This window comes from Variovorax sp. J2P1-31 (genome assembly GCF_030317215.1).
GTDB lineage: Bacteria > Pseudomonadota > Gammaproteobacteria > Burkholderiales > Burkholderiaceae_C > Variovorax.
On sequence record NZ_JASZYA010000002.1, the window covers coordinates 154,214 to 170,494 of the forward strand.

The window sequence follows — 16,281 nt, forward strand, 5'->3', positions numbered from 1 at the left end:
GTAACCGTCAAGGATAGCGATGCTGCGCACGGTTTCCGAGAACCTGGGGGACAAGTTCAAGGCCGTTGGCCTGGCGCCGTCGGCGGCAGCAGCCCGCGAGTTGGCGGCGGCCGGCTTCGAGGCCATGACCATTGCTGGCTTCCTCGCCGGTGGCCGGAGCCTGGACGAGCGGACGATGGTGGTCGTGGACGAGGCCGGCATGGTGAGCTTGCGGGACATGCACGTGTTGCTGTCGGCCGTGGAGGAAGCTGGCGCGCGCGCGGTGCTGGTCGGTGACACCGGTCAGTTGAAGGCCGTCGAGGCCGGGGCTCCTTTCCGCCAGCTCCAACAGCACGGCATGGCGGTGGTGCGGATGGGCGACATCCTTCGCCAGCAGAACGCGACGCTAAGGGCGGCCGTGATGGATGCGTCGGAGGGCAATGTCGAGGACTCGCTGAAAAAGCTATCCGCGACGGTTGCCGAGGTGCCACATGCGACCGAGCGCTACGACCGCATCGCCAGGGACTATGCTTCACGCCTGCCCGAGGAGCGCTTGCAGACGTTCGCCGTGGCCGGTACGAACCGCGCCCGGCAGGCAATCAATGAGCGGGTAAGGCTGCGGCTCGGGCTGGCGGGCACCGGTGTCTCTGTCACCGTGCTGGAAGGGCGCGACCTGACGCGCGCGCAGGTGCAGAGTTCGCTGAGCTATGCACCCGGCGACATCGTCGAGGCGCTGCGCCACTACGACAGCATCGGTCTGCGGCGCGGCGACATGGCCGAAGTCGTCGAGACAGCACCGGGCTGCATCACGCTGCGCCGGCAGGACGGTCAACTGACGCAGTGGAGGCCGACAGCGATGCCGCATGTGTCGGTGCATCGCGCGGAGGAGCGGGAAGTCGCCATCGGTGACCGCGTGCGGTTCACGGCAAACGACTACGCGCTCGGCGTCGTGAACGGCCAGGGCGCCACCATCGAGGCCATTAACCACGCTGCGTGCGAGCTGACGGTCCGGGTGGACTCGGCCAGGACGCTGACGCTGGACCTGAACCAACCGCTGCGGGTGGACCATGCCTACTGCACGACGGTGCATGCCGCACAAGGTCAGACGTGCGACCGGGTGCTGGTGGATGCGGATGTGAGCGGCGCGATGGCTAATCAAAGCCTGTACTACGTCGCCATCAGCCGTGCCCGCCACGGCGTGACGCTCTACACCGACGATAAGGAACTGTTGCCACGGGCGATGTCACGACTGGACATCAAGCAGGCGGCGCTCGAGCTGCATCGGCCATCGAGCCGAGGGATGCCGATGTGAAACGGGGCGGCATTGCACGCCCCGTTTTTTCTCCATGTCAGTCCTCGCCGACCTTCAAACTCACCGAGCCGCGACCCGGCTCCCAGGGCCGCGCCGGACTGGCCGTGAACTTCACGCGCGAGAAGTGCCTGGCCAGGCGATGGAATGGCAGGTCGGAGCCGTAGCCGTCCGTCACATTGCCGTCGCCCGTGGCGTGGCCGAGCACCCGCTGCAGGTATTTGGACGGAACGCCGGCCGCTTCGAGCATGTCCTTCATGCAGTGGCGGAACGAATACAGCACCTTGCGCTTGTCGGTGATGCCGAGCGCGCGCTTGTAGCGACCGAAGAACTTCGAGAACGACCCGGACAGCTTGCCATGGAAATCCTTCTTCAGCGTCGGGAAGAACACGGTCGCCTTACGGGCGCGCAGCCATTCGACGTAGCGCAGCAGGCCGAGGTCGATGAGTTGTTGGGCTACCGGCACACGGCGGATGGAAATCGCATTCTTGAGGGTGCGGCGATGGGACTCGGGAACCTCGTCGTCGTCGAACAGGTCGAGGTCATCGTCGCAGGGGCGGTCGACGATGTTCAAGAACCAACCCAGGTTCGCGTCGTTCACGAGGTCGCTCAGCGCCAGGCCCGCCAGTTCTTCGGGCCGTGCGCCGGTGTAATACATCAGCACCGGAATCCAGTAGCTGGCCTCGCCGGATTGCCCCCTAGAGCGCTTGTGCTGTGTGAAGACCTCGGAGCCAAAGAGGTTCTGCAGGTCAATTGCGTCGAAGGGAGGTCGGCGCTTTTTGCGCTTCTTGGCACCGCTCTCTTTGACGCCGAGCGTGCCGGTCGCTGGGTTCAAGCGCAAAACATGCTTGCCGACCGCAATCTTGTAGATGCCCCGGATTTTGGTCAGGCGCTCATTGAGGGTGGGCTTCGAGACGTGGACGCATGTCCTCAACGAACGAGGTCATCAACTCGGGCGTCACGTAGCCCGGCATCTGCACCCCCTAGGTCGCGCCACGCCGTTTGCGAAGCGAGCGTCGTTGGCGTCGGGCGGTTGTCAACGTAGTCGCGCCACGTTGCGAAAACCTTCTCCCAGGTTGGCAAGTCTGGGTCCACCGCCACGCGCTCCGGCGCGACGACATGCAGCGGATGCACCGCTGTGGGCACGACCTTGTCCGTATCGACGATGTCGCCGCGCTGCCGGGCGAGTTGGTGGTCGAGCGTTTCGACGACGGTGCGCAGAAAGGCGTAGCTCGCGCGCTTGCCTTCGTTCTCGTCGGGATTGAAGTCAAGCCCGCAGAGGAAGAGGAAGCCGTGCAGCGCGGGGAAGATGCTCAAGCTTTCACCCTGCGCGAGCATGCGCCCAAGCTCGGCGCGCTGCGTGGCGAGTTGTTCCACAAGCTCATCAAACTCGGCGTCGTCGAGCCCCGCCTGGCGACGGCTGTCGTCGTTCTGCAGCACTTGGCGCACCCAGAACTTAGCGACCGACTGGAGTTGCTCGTCCTCCAGCTTGGAGATGCGCTTGGCAGCAAAGGACGCTCGGCTCAGCTCAAGTTCCTGGCGCTTCTGCCGGAACTCGATGTCGATGCGCGTGTTCTCAGTTCGCGCCAGTTCCTTGGCAGCGCCACGGTCGGACGTACCCAGGCTACGAACGACGTGCTCTTGATGGGAGGGATACGCCGCGCGGACTGCGGCGGGGATGCGGCGACGCACGTACAGGTTGCCATGCTTGCCGCGTGCATAAACGTTTTCGGAAACTACTCTCAAAGTCTGCTCCACAAAGGGTTGTGTGACAGACCGTGTAGCAACCGGCCGTTTAGCCTAAAGCAAGAAGGCCTTGATTCCTATAGAAATCAAGGCCTTGCGCGAACTACTGGAATTCTTTGGGGTGGCTGATGGGGATCGACCCCGGTGCGTGAATCGCTCCATCGCTTCGCAGAGACATCGATAGGCGTCCATGAACGAAAGCCGATTGACAGCTCCCCGCGCGATACTCCGCAGCCCCTCAGCCTGCGCGAAAGAGCAATGCAAGAAGCCACCGCCTCGATCCCTTCCGTCTCCCGCCGCGGCCTGCTGCGCCTGTCGCTCGGCGGCACCGTCATGGCCGCCATGCCCGGCCTCGGCTGGGCCGCCACCGGCGCTGCCGCGCCGGCCTTCACCGATGGCCTGCCGCGCAGCCGGCCCGAGGCGCAGGGCATCTCGCCCGCCGCGATCCTCGCCTTCCTCGACGACGCGGAGCGCAGCGCGTTCGAGCTGCACGGCTTTATGCTGTGGCGCAACGGCCATGTGGTGGCCGAAGGCTGGTGGGACCCGTACCAGGCCGAGCGCCGCCACATGACGCACTCGCTCACCAAGAGCGTGACCGTGTGCGCCGTCGGCATGGCCATCGCGGACGGCCGGTTCGGGCTCGACGACAAGGTGGTGTCCTTCTTCCCCGAGCACCTGCCGCCGGAGGTCAGCCCCCATCTCGCGGCCATGACCGTGCGCGACCTGCTGAGCATGCGCACCGGCCACGAGGCCATGGTGTCGGGCTCGGTGTGGCGGCAGATCCGCACCAGCTGGATCGCCGAGTTCTTCAAGATCCCGGTGGTCTACACCCCGGGCAGCAAGTTCGTCTACACCAGCGCGGCCACCTACATGCTGTCGGCCATCGTCACGAAGACCACCGGGCAGTCGGTGGCCGACTACCTCAAGCCCCGCTTCTTCGAACCGCTGGGCATCACCGGCTACGAATGGGACGTGGGCCCCGAGGGCATCTCGCCGGGCGCCAACGGCCTGAGCTGGAAGACCGTCGACTCGCTCAAGCTGGGCATCCTGCATGCGCAGAACGGCGTGTGGAACGGCCGGCAGATCCTGACGCGGGAGTGGGTCGACGCCGTGCATGCGCCGCACACCAAGGACAGGTACGGCTACCAGTGGTGGCTGGGCCCGCGCGGCGCCTACAACGCCGACGGCCTGTTCGGCCAGTACGCGGTGGTGTTCCCCGAACAGAACGCGGTGCTCGCGCTCAACAGCGCGCTGCCGCCCAAGGCCGGCTTCAACGCGGGCCTGCTGTACAAGCACTTTCCCGACGCGTTCGGCGACCGCGTGCCCGCGAGCGACAGGGACAACGCCGCGCTCAGGGCGCGCACGCGCACGCTGCAACTGCTGCCGCCGGTCAAGCCCGGCAGTTCGCCCGTGGCCGCGGCCGTCTCGGGCCGGCGCTACGACTTTCCCGAGAACGCCGAGAAGATCAAGTCGGCACAGCTCGACTTCGGCGCCGACACCTGCACCTTCACCCTGGAAGACGAGCGCGGCACGCACACGGTGCGCGTCGGCCTGCGCCGGCCGGTGGAGGCCGACACCACCGTCACCGGTAACAAGCTGCACCACGAGTACCAGCCCGACGTGATGCGCGTGGTGGCCAGCGGCGAGTGGCGCGACGCGCGCACCTTCGTCATGACCTGGACCTTCGTCGAGTCGGCCTTCCGCGACACGGTGGTGTGCCGTTTCGCGGGGCCCTACCTGCGCTTCGATCGCAGCGTCAACGTCAACTCGAGCGCGACCGAGATGCCGACGCTGACCGGGACGCGGGCGAAGGCCTGAGGCGTTCGCGGGTGCCGCGGCTGCACGCCGGGCGGGCGCGGCGCGGCGCGCCGCGTCATCGCGCTCGATGCACCATCACCGCCGCGCCGCCGGCCGGCCATGCGCTGTCGCGGCCGCGCGCGGTGGCCGATCGACAGAGCCTCTTCCACCCTCTCGAGCGCGAGGCGCGAGCCGTCGCCAAAGTCATTGCGTTGGCGCGCACGGGATAGCGACGCCCGTCGTTGCGTTCTTAGAATTTTTTGGGTTCGACGTGCCACGGGGTGGCATCGAACGCCGAGACCCAAAAAAGTGATCGACCACGCGCGCTGGCAGCAGCGCCGGTGCGCGTTCCTCAACAAGAACGGAGACAAGAATGACGAAGACTTCCAAGCCTTTGAAGCGATGGCAATTCGCGGCCTCGCTGGCCGCCATATCGACGCTCGCCGTGGGCCTGGCCGCTTGCGGTGGTGGTTCGTCCGGTGGCGCATCGACCCCGACCCCCACGGTGCCGCCAGTGGCCACGGGGCCCGACACGCCATCGGTGAAACCGCCCACGCCCCAGCCCGAAGAGCCGGTCGTGACACCCGAGACCGAACCGGTCCGCAAGTGGGGCTACATCACGCTGCCCGACGGCAACAAGATGCGCTATTCGCTGCTCCTGCCGCCCGGCCCCGGCCCCTTCCCCGTGCTGGTGGAGTACGACGGCTACATCGCGGGTTCCACGCCCGGGCTCAGCCAGCGCTGGGTGGCCGAGGGCTATGCGGCGATGGGCATCAACGTGCCGGGCACCGGCTGCTCGACCGGCGACGACCATGTGTTCGACGCCTCGACCGGCGCGGCCGGCGCCTTCGCCGTCGAATGGGCCGGCAAGCAGCCGTGGTCGAACGGCCGGATCGGAATGATCGGTGCGTCCTACTCGGGCTACAACCAGCTGTGGGTGGCGGCGCAACGTCCCAAGGGCCTGCTCGCGATCACGCCGGCCAAGAACGTGGCCGATCCGTACCGCGACGTCGGCTATCCGGGCGGCATCAAGAACATCGGCTTCCCGGCCGCCTGGTGGGGGAACTTCCCGCCGATCTGGAGCCAGGCGGCAGCGGTCGCGGCGCAGCTCGACGGCGACACCGAGTGCGCCCAGACCGTGGCCGACAACATCGAGAAGATCAAGCGGCCCGAGCTGGACCTGACGCAGTGGCTGCAGAACCCCTATGCCGACGGCCTCTACGTCCAGCGCAGCGCGTACCTGGAGACGCCCAAGATCGACATTCCCGTGCTGACCAACGTGTCCTGGCAGGACGAGCAGGTGGGTCCGCGCGCCGGCTACTACGAGGACACCATCGCACGGGACAAGATGTGGTTCCTCGGCTCCAACGGCGAGCACGGCACCAACATCACCGATGACACGTACAAGCGCTTCCTCGACCATTTCGTCAAGGGCCAGGACAACGGCTTCGAGAAGGAGCCGCACGTGCGCCTGCTGCAGGAGATGCAGAAAACGGGCGTGCCGAACGCGGTGGCGACCTTTGATCGCCTGCCGCTGCCGGTCAAGCCGATGCGCCTGTGGATGCAGGCGGGCGGCGGCCTTGGCGACATCGCTCCGGTCAATGCGTCGTTGCCGTCGACCTACCGCTACCCGGTCAGCAGTCCGGCCGTCAACAATCCGGCAGACGAGGGCTGGCAATCGGTGACGGCGGCCGATGGCCAGCTGACCTTCACCACGCCCAAGCTGCCGGACGACCTGAGCTTCTACGGCGAAGGCTCGGCCGATGTGTGGCTCAGTGCCACCGCGGCCGACACCGACCTGCAGGTGACCGTGTCGGAAGTGCGGCCCGATGGCAAGGAGATGTTCGTGCAGCGCGGATGGCTGCGGGCCTCCAAGCGCGCCCTGGACCCGACCCGCACGACGGTGCTGCGCCCCTGGCAGATCTTCACCGCGGACGCGCTCGGGCCCCTGTCGGCGAACGTGCCGGTGCTGGCGCGGGTGGAGATCCAGCGCTTCGCCCATGTGTTCCGTGCGGGCTCGGCGATCCGGGTGACCATCGACTCGCCCGCGCAGACCGGCTACTGGGTGTTCGGCCACAACACCGCGCCCTCGACCAACAGCATCTGGCACAACAGCGAGTTTCCCTCGAGCATCGTGCTGGGGCATCTGCGCTACCCGCATGCCGCGGCCCTGCCGAGTTGCGACACGACGCTGCGCCAGCCCTGCCGCAACAGCGTGATCGCGGTGCCGGCGGGCGTCGGGCCGCGCCCGCCGGCCTGAGGCGCCGGGCCGACTCGACTTGGGCCTACCGCTGCGGGCGAGCGGCATGCGCGCCATGCATCTGCATCACATGCTGCAGGGTCAGGGCCGGGCCCAAGTGCGACAACTGGATGGCCGCGGCGTCGGCCGAGCCCTGCGCGGCCTCGGTGACGCGTTCGAACATTTCCGCTTCGTAGGCCGCGACGGCGGGGCCCCAGTCGCCGGTGCCCGCCAGTCGCGCCGCCAGTTCGACCGCATCGCGCATGGCCGTGTTGACGCCCTCGCCGCCGAAGGGCGACATCACATGCGCGGCATCGCCGAGCAGCGTGAGGCCGCGCCGGTGGGCCCAGCAATGGCCCACGGGCAAGGCGTGGATCGGGCGCGTTTCGAAGCGGTCGCCGGCAGCCCGGAAGAGGTCGGTGACGCGCTCTTCGAAGCCCTGGAATTCCTCGAGCAGGCCGCTGCGCACGGCCGCCGGTGACGCGAAGTCGAAGCGCTGCGCGGCCCAGTCCGCCGGCACGCGGAAGATGGCATAGCCGCGGATGTGGGCGTTGCCGTTGCGCTGCGCGATGATCTCCTTGCCCTCACCCTCCACCCCGACCTTGCCCCGGCCCACGAGCTTCGAGATCGCCGGATGGCGGGCGTCGACGTCGTCGATGCCGAACTCGACAAAAGTCAGGCCGCTGTACTGCGGCTTGTAGGGCGAGAGCAGCGGCCGCACGCGCGACCACGCGCCGTCCGCGCCCACCACCAGGTCGAAGGGCCCGGCCGGACCGCTGGACAGGTCCAGCTGCCAGCGCCCGTCCTCCAGTGGCTGCAGCGCGCGCAGGCTGCTGCCCCAGCGGACGCAGCCCGCGGGCAGCGAATCCAGCAGCATCTCGCGCAACGCGGTGCGGTCGATCTCCGGACGGTCGCCGGCCGCGGCATCGGGCGTCTCGAACAGCAGCCGGCCGGACATGTCGAGCAGCCGCGAGCCCTGGTCGTCGTAGCGCGCCACGCGCAGGAAGGCGTCCTCGAGGCCGGCGCGGCGCACGGCCAGCAGGCCCGAGCCCTCGTGCAGGTCGAGCGTGCCGCCCTGCGGGCGCTCGAGCGGATGGGCGTCGCGTTCGAACACCGTGGCCTTGATGTCCGAGAGGTGGAGAAGACGTGCCAGCGTGAGCCCGCCGGGGCCGCCGCCGACGATGGCGATGCGTGGATGCTTGTGCATTTCGGATCTCCCGAAAAATGATAGGGTCCTATTTATATATCAATAGGTTCCTATGAAGATAGAATGGCCCCATGACCGACGCAGAAAATTTCAATCCCCTGAAGCTCCTGGGCCGCGTGACGCGCGGCTTCACGCGCATCGCCGACGACGGGCTGCGCGAGTTCGGCTTCGCCGTGGGGCAGTTGCCGGTGCTGGTCTCGCTCAAGGAGCGGAAGACGCTATCGCAGGCCGAGCTGGCGCGCATCGCCCAGGTCGAGCAGCCGAGCATGGCGCAGCTGCTGGCCCGCATGGAACGCGACGGCCTGGTCGAGCGTGTGCCCGACCCCGACGACAAGCGCAGCCGCCTGATCTCGCTGACCCCGCTGGCCACGCGCCGCCTGCCCAAGGCCAAGGCCGTCATGGACGCGCATGCGCAGCAGGTGCTGGAGGGCTTCTCCGCCGAGGACATGGCGCAGCTGATGGCGCTGCTCACGCGGCTCAACGCCAACGTCGAGCGCATGGGCGGGATGTAGCCGGTCGCCGGGGCGCTTTGCTCGACGGATCGGCAGGGTCTTGCGGCGCGATGGTCTCCGGCCGCCTTTAAGCTGGGGCCCATGAACCTGTCCTTCCGACGCGCGCTCGCGCTGTTCCTGACCGTCATCGTGCTGCTGGGCGCCTGGACCACCTCCTTCGAAGTGCCCGCGCGGGACAGCCTGCAGGCCGGCATGAAGCGCGCGCTGGTGGCCTTCGCGGCCGCGCGCACGCTGGGCGCCGTGATCTCCGTGGCGCAGGGCACGCAGGTCGACATCAAGCCCGGCGGCGTGGGCGTGGGCACCACGCCGGGCCAGGTGCTGCAACCGCTCAACCAGCTGGTGGACCATTTCGCGAGCGCCATGCTGGCGGCCAGCGTGGCCTTCGGCGTGCAGCTGGTGCTGCTCGACTTCGGCGGCAGCCAGGCCGTCGCCGTGCTGCTGAGCATCGCGGTCGTGGGTTGGCTCGCGCTCACCTTCCTGCAGCAGGGACGCTACGCGCGCTGGCTGCAGCCGGTGCTGGTGGTGCTGCTGCTGGCGCGCTTCGCGGTGCCGCTGACGGCGGTGGCCAACGAGGCGCTGTACGAGCGCTACATGAAGGGCAAGCACGACCAGGCGCTGACGCTGGTGGAGCGCACGCCGCAGGAGGTGGCGACGGCGACGCCGGCCGTGCCTTCCAAGGAAACGATGCGTGAGCGCTTCGAGCGCTGGTGGAGCGGCCTGCCGGACCTCAAGGCCGGCTACCAGCTGCTGCTGGATTCCGCGAGCGGCTGGGCCGACAAGATCGTCGACCTGATGGTCGTGTTCCTGGTCCAGACCCTGATCGTGCCGGTAGGCATGCTGTGGCTCACCTGGCGGGCGGCGCGGCTGGCCACGGCATCGCCGTGGCGAGGCGAGCGCGCGGCAGTCTAGAAGTCTGCCGGGACGAAGCGGCGCTCGCGCATCCACTTCGTCATGACCCACTTCTCGCCGCCGGTCACGGGCGCGCTGGCATGCAGGCAGCGCGCATCGACCCGGCCCTGGTCGTCGCCGTACTCGAAGTAGCAGGCATGGCCGCGCACCGGCGAGAAGGCGAGGCCCAGCTGCGGGAAGACGGTCTGGCCGCCCTCGGGCACGTCGTTGAGGTAGGTGACCAGCGTGCTCACGCGCTGGCCGCTGCGTGCGATGGACGCGCGGTTGGCGGCGTTGGTGGGCGCCAGGTAGTCGTGGTGCGGCTCGCTGCCCGCGCCGTTGGGGTAGTACAGCAGCTGCAGGCCCTCGCCATTGTCCAGCGGCAGGTTCATCAGCGCCGACAGGCGCCGGTCGAGCCGGGCCACCAGCTCGTTCTCCGCCAGGCGGAAGAACATGCCCCAGCTGGCGCGACGGTCGCTCACCACGTCGCGGCCGCTCATCGGGTCGACCAGCGTGGAAGGCTTCAGGCGCGGTCGCGCCATGGCGATCAGGGCCAGGCATTCGCCGGCATCGACCACGTTGCCGAGCGCGGCGAAGACCGGGTCCTCGCCACGCAGGTGCACGGCGATGTCGCGGTCGGCCGCGCGGATGCGCGTGCCCGGCGCGAGCCGTGCCACGGGCCTGGCGGGCGCCTCGTCCGGCAGTTCGATGGCGTCGACCGGCATCGCCGCGCCGCGCTGCCGCGCCGCCACGTGGGCCGCGACGATGGCCTGCGCGGCGCGTTCGTTCATGCCCTGCTTCAGCATCGTCGCCACCAGCGCCTGCGGCATCTGGCCGGCACCGAGGTGATGCGCGAGCCAGCGGCCCAGCTCGGGCGAGAAGCGGACGACGGTGCCCATCTCAGGCCGGACCCATGTGCGCGACCCAGCCCTTGTCGCCCAGCGTGAAGCCCTGGCGCAGCTGCAGCGCGCCGCCCGCGCCCTTCATGATGCGCGCGATCATCGGGAACACGCGTTGCGCGTCGGCGTCCTGCATCCAGGGCGCCGGATCGATCTGGTAGGTGTAGCTCACCACCGCCAAAGAATGGCGCGCGTCGGCGGCCTCGACCTTCACGTCGACGATCTTCTCGCGCTTGAGGTGCGCCACGCAGAAGTCCTTGGCGTGTTCGGTGCCGCGGGCGGCGTAGGGGTGCGGCTTGTAGAAGGCGCGGCCCGCCTCGGTGAGCTCGAAGCGCTTGACTGCGCCGTCCGGGTTCTCTGCGCTCTTGGGCACCGGGACGATGCTGCTGTGCACCAGGCCCAGCTGTTCCATCACCGGGAACTGCACCGCATGGCGCGCGCCGGCACCGGCTTCGGCTTCGCTCAGGTCGATCGGCCAGTCGAACATGGCCAGGCAGAGGTCGCCGCGCTGGGCCAGGTAGTCGTCGAGCGGGCCTGCGAGGTTCTCGGCGGTGGGCGCCTTGGCATCGTGGCCGAGGCCGCAGGCGGCCAGCGCGCAGACCAGGGCGAGGCCTGTCAGCGCCTTGAGCGAGGTGTCGATGCGCGGGCGTGGGAGGAGGGAGCGGAGATTCATGGGGTTTCGGGTGGAGGTGTGGGGAGCCGCCGCGGCGGCCGCGATGCACGGCTGCGCAGCTTCAATGCACATCGAGTTCGTCCGCGACCCAGCCGCTGCGCGTCAGGTGCACGCCCAGGCGCACCTGCATCGTGCCCTCGCGCTGGATGGCGCGCGCGAGCAGCGGAAAGGCCTGCTGAACCTCGGGGGCGGTGGCCCAGGCGTCGGTCGCGATGCGGTAGGTGAAGAGCAGCGAGGTGGCGGTGCGGCCGTCGCGCGTCTGCGGCGGGTCCCAGCCGATCAGGCGGTCCAGGCTCAGCGTGGCGGCGCAGAGGTCGGCCGGGTGCGTGAGCGTCTGCGTGGTGGTGCGCACCACCACCGGCACCTGCAGGTAGTGCTGGCGACCTGCGTCGGTCAGCGCGTATTCGCGCGCCGCAGCCACGTCCTTGCCGCGCACCAGCCCCAGCTTCTCGAGCACCGGCATCTGCTGTGCGTCGGGTTCATGGGAGCCGGCCGGCACGGTGATGGGCCAGCTGTACTTGGCCAGGCACACATGGCCGCGCTGCGCGAGGTAGTCGTTGACCGTCGCGGTGAAGTTCTCGTGGTTGGGAAAGCGCGCGGCGTCGTTGCCGCAGCCCGCGAGCGCGGCCAGCAGCAGCAGGGAGGCGCCGACGCGTCGCAGCGGGATCGAGCGGATGTTCGTCTTCATTTCACGCACCGGCCGGTGGTCGGCGCCTTGGCGGGTGGCTGGTAGCCGTCGCTCAGCACGCCGAGGAAGCAGACCAGGTCGGCGATCTGCTGCGGCGTCATGACGGGCGTGGCGCCGGGTGCGCGCGGCTGCGTGCCGCTGGCCAGCGTCTTGTCGCCGCCTTCGCCAGTGCCCAGCGGCACTTCCTCGTCGACGTTGCCCTGCTGCGCGCGCGGCAGGTCGTTGTACTTGCGCACCGTGGCGCCCGGCACATGGGTGGGCTGCAGCGCCCAGCCCGGGTTGGCCCGCGGCGCGCCGGTGCCGTCGGGGTCGGCGGGGTACCAGTACTCGGGGTTGGTGTCGCGCGTGTTGTAGAAGTTGACGACCTGGTCCAGCGAATGGAGCACGCCGTTGTGGAAGAAGGCGCCGCGCGTCGCCACGTTGCGCAGCACCGGGACCTTGAACATGCCGCAGTAGGGGTTGGCCGTGCCCGGCGTGGCGGGCAGGTGGTCGGTGCGGTAGGGGCCGCACAGTCCCATGTCGAAGTAGGCCGGGTCGTCGTTGGCCGGGATCGGGTCCGGGTTGTTCGGGATCGACCGGTCGTTGCGCGGCGCGCCCAGGGCCTGGTAGGTGAAGTCGGTCATCAGGCCCGAGTTGCCGTTGAAGTTGGCGCCGGTGTAGTGGCAGCCCGAGCAGTTGGTCACGCCGGTGCTGTGGAACAGCACTTCGCCGCGCCGCTCGGCCGGCGTCAGCGTGCCGCCGGCCTTGTTGAACACATAGAGGTCGTACTTGCTGCTGTAGGGATGGAAGCTCAGGTCTTCGGTCTCCAGCGCCTGGATCGCGCTGCCGACGGCGTCGAAGGCCTTGTCGGTGTCGTCGAACACGTCGGCGCCGTAGGCCTTCTTGAACAGCTCGGCGTAGCTGCTGCGCTGCACCGCCTTCACCACCGCGTCCTTCGAGGCATTGTTCATCTCGAGCGGGTTGAGCAGCGGCAGCGCCACCTGGGCGGCCATCGTCGCCGCGCGGCCGTCCGCCATGAAGCCGCCACCGGGCGAGTTGCTGGTCACGCCGTCGGGGTTCGGCGCGTCGTCGTCGAAGGCCGGCGTCGATTCCCGGTAGCGCAGCGAGGGCACGGCGCGCACGCCGTACAGCGCGGGGTCCGAGCCCAGCTGCACCGAGACGCTGTTCGGTGGCCCGTAGGCGTATTGCGGGTCATGGCAGCTCGCGCACGACATGTTGCCGCCGCCCGAGAGGTTCTTGTCGAAGAACACCATCTGCCCGACCTGGGCGCCCGGGCTCAGCGCCGGGGCGCGCGGCCCCGCGCCAGTGGCGTCGGCGGGGATGGCCGCCGTCGCCACGCTCCTGTCGTCGCAGCCTGCCAGGGCCAGCAGCGCCGCCGAGAGCGCCAGGGCCGGCAGGGCCGTCTTTTGCATTCGCAGATTCATCATTCACCGTTGCAGCGCGCGAGCGCTGCCTCACGAAAAAAAGTTCCAGGCGGCGCCGCGCGGGCGCCTGCCTGGAACATCACCGCCCCGAAGGGCGGTGTTCGGCTCAGTGCGTGGCCCAGACGTTGGTCTGGCTCGCGTCGGGTCCCACCTGCGGCGTGATCTGGCCTTCGAGCTTGCCCGTGAGGGTGTCGACCTGGCCCACGATGTCGGCGGCGTAGAGCTTCTGCGTGTAGTTGCCCGGGATCACGTAGGCATGGTTGATCGGCCGCACCGAGTCGAAGTGCGTGTCCGCGCTGCCCGCGAATTCCGGCAGGGCCGTGATGTTGGCCGTGATGAAGGCTTCGGTGTACTTGGCGCGGTTGAGGTAGCTCGCGTCGACCGCCGGGTCGGCGATCTGGAACATGTCCTGCAGCGTGCGCACGAAGGAGAAGTGGCTGTAGGCGTCGCTGTCGGCCACGTTCTTCTTCGCCGTGCCCACGTCCTGCTGGTTGGAGATGATGCCGAAGATCGAGTTGCCGTGGCCGAAGTTGCCCGCGGCGTAGTTGCTCGGCGCGGCGGTGGCCGTGGCCTTGCCGTTCGCGTCCACCGTCACCGGAGCGGCGCCGGAGTTCTTGCCGCCCGCGTTCCAGCCGCAGCAGGAGCCGTTGCTGCCGCCTTCGCCTTCGTCGTACATCACGACGATCGCGACGCGCTTGTTCGGGTTCTTCCACAGCGCCGAGCTCTGGATCTTCTTGACCACCATGCCCAGGTAGATGTCGGCGCGCATCACGCCGTTGGCCTGCCCGTTGTTGTTGCTCACGCAGCTCGTGTCGCTGCCCACGCCGTGCATGTCGTCGCACTGGTCGGGCACGATGAAGTTGATGTTGCCCACGTCGCCCGTGGCCAGGTCCTTGCTGAACTGGTCGTAGACCCAGCCGCTGGGCACCGGGTAGGCGGTGGCCTTGAGCCAGTCGGCTTCCTGGTACTGCGTGCCGAAGATGGTGCGGTTGGTGGCCGCGAACTCGGGCAGGTTGCGCGCGCTCTGGTAGGCGATCGACGGGCCGTGCTTGACCTTGTAGAGCCCGTTCACCACGCCGAAGTTGGGGGTGCCGGCGAGGTTGGGCGTCGAGCCGTCGAGGTTGGTGAAGCCGTTGAGGCGATTGGTCGCGTCGTAGGTGGCGGTGATGGCCGGGTCGGCGATGCTGTCGGCGCGCACGTCCTGGCCCGGGTTCATCGACTCGCTGTAGGTGCGGATGGTGCGGCCCGTCTTCGACATCAGCGTGAACAGGTTGTCGCCGGGGATGTTGTGCACGGTGCCACCGGTCGGGTTGTCGCCGCAGGTGGTGCTGGCCGCGCTGTAGCCGGCGCGGCTGGCGCTGGTCGCGGGCGGCAGCTTGCCCTGGGCGGGCAGGGGCTGGCCGTCGGAGGCCGTGCCGCCGGTGAAGGCGACGTCGGTCACGGCATAGGGGGTGCCGGCGACCGCGCCGCAGCCGAACCAGTTGTCGTCGGTGATGCCGAAGTCGTCGCCGCCGCCCAGCGCGGTGTAGTTGGGCTCGGACGGGTTGCCGGTCGAGTAGTAGGTGCTGAGCTGGTTGTACTTGTTCAGGATGTAGTTGATGTTCACGGCCCGCGAGTTGCCGACGATCACGTCGGTCGACTTGTTCTCCTCGATGACCACGAAGATGTTGTCGTAGGCCGGCACGCCTTCCACGTTGAAGGCGGCCTGCTGCGCCTGCGCGAAGGTGATGGGCGCCTGCTTCTGCGTCGGCACCGAGGGCGTGGCGTTGCTGCCGTCGCGGTTGGTGAGGGTCACGCCCGTGAGGCCGACCAGGCGTGGGTCGCCGCCGGCGACCGCCAGGTTGTCGGGGAACAGGTCCTTGCGGTCGAGCTTGGTCGTCGCGTAGGTGTAGCGGTTGGTCAGCTCGTTGTCCTGGTACAGCGCCGCGTACTGGGTGGCGCCGCTCAGGGTGTTGACGTCGGCCAGCGGATCGGTGACCGCGGCCGTGCCGAGATTGAAGGCCGGGCCGTTGAGGCGGGCGGCGAGGTTGGCCTTCTCGGCCGCGTAGCTGCTGCCGTTGGCTTCCACCAGGCGCTGTGCTTCGCTCGACAGCGGGCTGATCACGACCTTGCCCACGCCCTGGTCGGCGATCTGCTCGGCCGATGCGCGCAGGATCAGGTGGCTGGCCACGGGCGCGCCGGTGGCGGTGTTGATGGCGCCGGTGCCGATGTCGGCCACCAGCGGCCCGGTGCCGGTGGTCGTCAGCGTGAACTTGCCGCTGGCGTCGGTGACCGCGGACGCTTCGCCGCTGTCGAGCACGCCGTTGCCGTTGCTGTCGACGAAGACCGTGGCCTTCTGGTAGTAGCCGGCCTTGAGCGTCGGATTGCCCGTGCTGCTGCCCGGCACGAAGCCGCTGGCGGCCACCACGCCGCTGTAGGTCGTGCTGCTGCTGGTGTTGGTGGGCGGCGGCGTGACCGGGACGGAGCCGCTGCTCCCGTCATTCCCGCCGCCGCAAGCGGCGAGCACGCAAGCCGCAATGGTCGTCAATGACGTAAGCCAGACTCTTTTTTCGAGAATCAACATATATATCTTGGGGTGTGGGTGATGGAAGATGGGGCCGGCCGTGCGGGAATTCGGGCGTCGTTTTCTTTTAAAAAGAACGAAGCGCCGCGTCGAGGGGCAATGTAGAAATGCCTGGTGACAGTTGTGTGTCAGGCAGGGCTTCCACGCCGCGCCAATCCGGTAAAAGGCGGCGGTCGATTTGCCCGCGTTAATTCAATGATCTGACCGGGGCCTGACCAATTGACCTCTATTTCTGACGGTCGGCTGACCTATTGAATCAATTCGCTGACGCCGGCCTGACCTGTTGAATTGGCGGGGAATTGGAAACAATTTGCAAAAAATACGGCCGTGCTGCCGTTGCCCGCGGGGTCCGGGCGT

General features: G+C 68.4%; 13 protein-coding genes. 5 read left to right on the top strand and 8 right to left on the bottom strand.

Annotated elements, in window-relative coordinates:
• Positions 1-19: 19 nt before the first annotated feature.
• Complete coding sequence (locus tag QTI20_RS11850) at positions 20-1,291, top strand: ATP-dependent DNA helicase (RefSeq protein WP_286551088.1); 1,272 nt, start codon at positions 20-22, stop codon at positions 1,289-1,291.
• A gap of 37 nt (positions 1,292-1,328) precedes the next feature.
• Here the strand turns inward: QTI20_RS11850 and QTI20_RS11855 are convergent, their stop codons facing one another.
• Both QTI20_RS11855 and QTI20_RS11860 read right to left on the bottom strand, forming a co-directional pair.
• The gene (locus QTI20_RS11855) at positions 1,329-2,123 is read right to left on the bottom strand and encodes a site-specific integrase (protein ID WP_286551090.1); all 795 of its coding nucleotides are present in this window, start codon (positions 2,121-2,123) and stop codon (positions 1,329-1,331) included.
• Between the two features lie 95 nt (positions 2,124-2,218).
• On the bottom strand, positions 2,219-3,034 hold the full coding sequence (locus QTI20_RS11860) for a DUF6538 domain-containing protein (RefSeq protein ID WP_286574206.1): 816 nt from the start codon (positions 3,032-3,034) through the stop codon (positions 2,219-2,221).
• A gap of 258 nt (positions 3,035-3,292) precedes the next feature.
• On the opposite strand from QTI20_RS11860, the gene QTI20_RS11865 reads away from it, so the two are divergent.
• Positions 3,293-4,852 (top strand): serine hydrolase domain-containing protein, encoded by a 1,560-nt coding sequence (locus QTI20_RS11865; protein WP_286551092.1) that lies wholly within the window; start codon positions 3,293-3,295, stop codon positions 4,850-4,852.
• Positions 4,853-5,204: 352 nt separating this feature from the next.
• Complete coding sequence (locus tag QTI20_RS11870) at positions 5,205-7,091, top strand: CocE/NonD family hydrolase (RefSeq protein ID WP_286551093.1); 1,887 nt, start codon at positions 5,205-5,207, stop codon at positions 7,089-7,091.
• A gap of 25 nt (positions 7,092-7,116) precedes the next feature.
• Here the strand turns inward: QTI20_RS11870 and QTI20_RS11875 are convergent, their stop codons facing one another.
• Positions 7,117-8,277, bottom strand: coding sequence for an FAD-dependent oxidoreductase (locus QTI20_RS11875; protein ID WP_286551094.1), 1,161 nt, complete (start codon positions 8,275-8,277; stop codon positions 7,117-7,119).
• A gap of 71 nt (positions 8,278-8,348) precedes the next feature.
• On the opposite strand from QTI20_RS11875, the gene QTI20_RS11880 reads away from it, so the two are divergent.
• Both QTI20_RS11880 and QTI20_RS11885 read left to right on the top strand, forming a co-directional pair.
• Positions 8,349-8,789, top strand: coding sequence for a MarR family winged helix-turn-helix transcriptional regulator (locus tag QTI20_RS11880; protein ID WP_286551096.1), 441 nt, complete (start codon positions 8,349-8,351; stop codon positions 8,787-8,789).
• A gap of 81 nt (positions 8,790-8,870) precedes the next feature.
• Complete coding sequence (locus tag QTI20_RS11885; RefSeq protein ID WP_286551097.1) at positions 8,871-9,698, top strand: hypothetical protein; 828 nt, start codon at positions 8,871-8,873, stop codon at positions 9,696-9,698.
• On the opposite strand, the gene QTI20_RS11890 is transcribed toward QTI20_RS11885, so the two are convergent.
• The 5 genes from QTI20_RS11890 to QTI20_RS11910 form a co-directional block, all read right to left on the bottom strand.
• Entirely contained in the window at positions 9,695-10,576 is an 882-nt protein-coding gene (locus tag QTI20_RS11890) for a 2OG-Fe(II) oxygenase (RefSeq protein ID WP_286551099.1), read from the bottom strand. The genes QTI20_RS11885 and QTI20_RS11890 overlap by 4 nt on opposite strands.
• Position 10,577: 1 nt before the next feature.
• Entirely contained in the window at positions 10,578-11,249 is a 672-nt protein-coding gene (locus tag QTI20_RS11895) for an SEN1982 family lipoprotein (RefSeq protein WP_286551100.1), read from the bottom strand.
• Positions 11,250-11,310: 61 nt separating this feature from the next.
• Positions 11,311-11,937, bottom strand: a complete 627-nt coding sequence (locus QTI20_RS11900; protein ID WP_286551101.1) for an SEN1982 family lipoprotein — start codon at positions 11,935-11,937, stop codon at positions 11,311-11,313.
• On the bottom strand, positions 11,934-13,349 hold the full coding sequence (locus QTI20_RS11905; protein ID WP_286551102.1) for a cytochrome-c peroxidase: 1,416 nt from the start codon (positions 13,347-13,349) through the stop codon (positions 11,934-11,936). Before QTI20_RS11905 ends, QTI20_RS11900 begins: the two co-directional genes overlap by 4 nt.
• A 118-nt stretch (positions 13,350-13,467) precedes the next feature.
• Positions 13,468-15,924: an alkaline phosphatase family protein gene (locus QTI20_RS11910; RefSeq protein ID WP_286551103.1), complete on the bottom strand. Its 2,457-nt coding sequence runs from the start codon at positions 15,922-15,924 to the stop codon at positions 13,468-13,470.
• Positions 15,925-16,281 lie beyond the last annotated feature (357 nt).

What these genes read in the sequence shown, in the direction of transcription:
- QTI20_RS11910 (WP_286551103.1), bottom strand. Translation starts at nt 15,924, where the DNA reads ATGTTGATTCTCGAAAAAAGAGTCTGGCTTACGTCATTGACGACCATT.
- QTI20_RS11895 (WP_286551100.1), bottom strand. Translation starts at nt 11,249, where the DNA reads ATGAATCTCCGCTCCCTCCTCCCACGCCCGCGCATCGACACCTCGCTC.
- QTI20_RS11875 (WP_286551094.1), bottom strand. Translation starts at nt 8,277, where the DNA reads ATGCACAAGCATCCACGCATCGCCATCGTCGGCGGCGGCCCCGGCGGG.
- QTI20_RS11900 (WP_286551101.1), bottom strand. Translation starts at nt 11,937, where the DNA reads ATGAAGACGAACATCCGCTCGATCCCGCTGCGACGCGTCGGCGCCTCC.
- QTI20_RS11850 (WP_286551088.1), top strand. Translation starts at nt 20, where the DNA reads ATGCTGCGCACGGTTTCCGAGAACCTGGGGGACAAGTTCAAGGCCGTT.
- QTI20_RS11870 (WP_286551093.1), top strand. Translation starts at nt 5,205, where the DNA reads ATGACGAAGACTTCCAAGCCTTTGAAGCGATGGCAATTCGCGGCCTCG.
- QTI20_RS11880 (WP_286551096.1), top strand. Translation starts at nt 8,349, where the DNA reads ATGACCGACGCAGAAAATTTCAATCCCCTGAAGCTCCTGGGCCGCGTG.
- QTI20_RS11905 (WP_286551102.1), bottom strand. Translation starts at nt 13,349, where the DNA reads ATGCAAAAGACGGCCCTGCCGGCCCTGGCGCTCTCGGCGGCGCTGCTG.
- QTI20_RS11865 (WP_286551092.1), top strand. Translation starts at nt 3,293, where the DNA reads ATGCAAGAAGCCACCGCCTCGATCCCTTCCGTCTCCCGCCGCGGCCTG.
- QTI20_RS11885 (WP_286551097.1), top strand. Translation starts at nt 8,871, where the DNA reads ATGAACCTGTCCTTCCGACGCGCGCTCGCGCTGTTCCTGACCGTCATC.
- QTI20_RS11890 (WP_286551099.1), bottom strand. Translation starts at nt 10,576, where the DNA reads ATGGGCACCGTCGTCCGCTTCTCGCCCGAGCTGGGCCGCTGGCTCGCG.